Origin of the sequence: Shewanella sp. 11B5, from assembly GCF_002836795.1 — a bacterium.
GTDB classification, from domain to species: Bacteria; Pseudomonadota; Gammaproteobacteria; order Enterobacterales; family Shewanellaceae; genus Shewanella; species Shewanella frigidimarina.
In genome coordinates this window covers 1-2,609 of the sequence record NZ_PJAP01001029.1, presented here as the reverse complement: position 1 = coordinate 2,609, position 2,609 = coordinate 1, and the positions used below count along the sequence as shown (strand labels likewise).

Annotated in this window: 2 protein-coding genes and 1 pseudogene; 1 reads left to right on the top strand and 2 read right to left on the bottom strand. The window is 40.9% G+C overall.

The features are described 5' to 3' along the window. Nucleotides 1-58: 58 nt before the first annotated feature. The gene (locus tag CXF78_RS19880) at nt 59-733 is read left to right on the top strand and encodes a LysE family translocator (RefSeq protein ID WP_102037731.1); all 675 of its coding nucleotides are present in this window, start codon (nt 59-61) and stop codon (nt 731-733) included. A 112-nt stretch (nt 734-845) separates the two neighbouring features. Here CXF78_RS19880 and CXF78_RS19875 read toward each other — a convergent pair whose 3' ends face one another. Both CXF78_RS19875 and CXF78_RS19870 read right to left on the bottom strand, forming a co-directional pair. Continuing rightward, a complete protein-coding gene (locus CXF78_RS19875) occupies nt 846-2,363 on the bottom strand; it encodes a PhnE/PtxC family ABC transporter permease (protein ID WP_102037730.1) in 1,518 nt (505 codons plus the stop codon). Nucleotides 2,364-2,420: 57 nt separating this feature from the next. Next, a pseudogene (locus CXF78_RS19870) lies at nt 2,421-2,609 on the bottom strand (phosphonate ABC transporter ATP-binding protein); the annotation flags it as partial.

The window sequence follows — 2,609 nt, the reverse complement described above, 5'->3', positions numbered from 1 at the left end:
GAACAAATAGATATCAACAAAATCTCACCAGCTTGAATTTATAAAAAACGGAATATATATGGACATGACTTTATTGGCGGGTTTAGCGGTTATTCACATTGTGGCATTAATGAGCCCAGGACCTGACTTTGCCATTATCGTTAAAATGGCTACGCAGCAAACACGCTTAACTTCGCTTTATTGCGCCTTAGGCATTACTGTCGCTATCTTAATTCACACTTTTTTGTCGTTAATGGGCATCAGTGTGATGATCCAACAGTCTCATATTACCTTTATGGCCGTGCAACTGATTGGCAGTAGCTATTTAGCATGGATGGGATATGGGGCGCTCAAATCAGCGATCACCAGTATTATCAGCAAACGCCGTAATTCAGACACGCCATCAATGCAGCAAAATGTGGCAAAAGCGGCGCTGATATCATCATTAAAGGGATTTAAAATTGGACTATATACCAACCTACTGAATCCTAAAGCATTCATATTTTTTATTACTTTATTTTCTGTATTAATTACACCGCAAGTCAATTACCAAACAAAAATTGCCGCCACGGTATTATTATTTGTGTTGTCATTGGCGTGGTTTAGCTTACTCGCACTGATCCTATCAAAACCTCGAGTACAACAAAAATTGCTCGCGGCCAATACCATTATAGATCTACTCGTTGGGGTTATTTTTATTGCCGTTGCAGTCACGATTGCTAATAATATAATTCATCAAATTATCTCTCAGTGATAAACATGATTGAATTCGAGTAAATAAAAAGATGAGTAAACTGACTATTTTGCTCAAACAGTTACCTGCTTGAGCAATGACGCTACCTTCTATCGCTCTAAACCAAGATACTTTAGCAAGTCTGTAAACGGTTGCGAGGGTAATGCAATAATCGTCGCGCTAAATAATCCACCACCACATTCAAACCCGCAGTGAACACCAGCAGCAATAATGCCCCACTAAAACGAATTTCAGAGAAATTACTGTCGACATAAAAGCCTAATGTCATTACCCCAAGCATGCCCAAGATGGCCGTTTCACGGATAATCACTTCAAATCGATAAAACAACAGTCCCATAAAATGAGGGTATATAGCTGGCAGCACCAAATAACTGTACTGATCAATCCGAGGTCGATACGTCAGCGGAACGTTAACACTGTCGGCTTGACGTGACATTAAAAAGACCATCAGGCCACTATTGTGCAGCGCTAACGCGATAATCGCTGGCAACATCGACGGCCCTAATAGCATCATAAACACAAAAGCCAATAAATACTCAGGCAATGAACGTAATATTAAATTCACCGCCCTCATGATTAAAATAACCACTTTTGGCATCATCAAACGAGTATTAAAAGGCAATAATACCAGCGTTAGCACATGGGTTAATCCCAAGGCACAAAAAGCCAGAACTAAGGTCGCGACCATCCCGGGAAACACTTGCTGGCTGATTAATGTATAACTCCAGTTAACAAGCTGCGACAGTTTATCAGTGTCAAACCAGCTCAAAAATGGTTGCCCTTGAAGCATAGGCGGTAAAACATCGACACTGATAAAGCGCCAAATGAGTTGTGAGTCGATAACAGGAATGGGGGGTAAGAAGTACACTGCAAGCGGTAAATACAGCCAAAGCATTATCGGTTTAGCCCAAAAACGTATACTACCAATTAACAACACAAATAAGATTAATAGTGCACCACCTTGCTGATAATGCCCCTGACGAAAAGCGGATTCTAAATAAAACCCTAATGTTGGCATACCAATAAAGCCTAACACGGCACTGCTTCGAAGCGCGCACTCAAAACGGTAACGAATATAATCGACAATCTGCGGATACATGTGCATCCATCGACCATATATAAATGCAGACAGTTTATCGGTACCTTTAGGCAGTGAAAATAAGGTATGCATTGGTGCCTGCTGTAAAATATCTGCAAACACACGAGCAAAAGTAGCAGCATAAGGAAGCGCTATTGCTAAAATACCGGTAATGGCTGAAAGACCAAATATCTGTAAGAATATCAATGCCCAAAATATCTCATGTATAGCACGGATAAATGCACACATTGCCGCAACCAAAGGATGTTGATACCACAATGCGAGTGGAAAACCCAATAGCAACCCAATCGTAATCCCAAGCAATGCAAAACTAATGGTTTGCCACAGCGCATCAAGTAAATACTCTGTCGCGAAAAAGTCAGGATGCACGAAGCCTTGCCACATGCGGCCAAGCTCTGCCCAAGGATCGAGTGCAATCACCTCAGTATCGGCAAAAAACCAACACACGGAGACCATAAGTAAAAGCAACAGAGTGATTTTCTGCCAATGCCCTACAAAAGAGTAACGACTGTAAGCAATCATTTTAGGCATTATAAAATCGGGGATAGAATGAAGATAAATAGTTTAGCAGCATCGACATATTCATATTTATGCCACTACATGCTTTGGTGAATCAGCTAAAGCATAATGCTGTGATAAATGAGCCAGAGATAATTGGCCCGCTTTGTCATCTAGTACTACTTTGCCATCACTAATGACAATAATACGATCAAAGTTTGCTAACGCTAGCTCGGCATCATGTAGCACACAAATAACACTCTGATGCGTTTGCTTAAT

Excerpts from the sequence above, each read along its gene's own strand:
- CXF78_RS19880 (WP_102037731.1), top strand. The coding sequence starts at position 59 with ATGGACATGACTTTATTGGCGGGTTTAGCGGTTATTCACATTGTGGCA.
- CXF78_RS19875 (WP_102037730.1), bottom strand. The coding sequence starts at position 2,363 with ATGCCTAAAATGATTGCTTACAGTCGTTACTCTTTTGTAGGGCATTGG.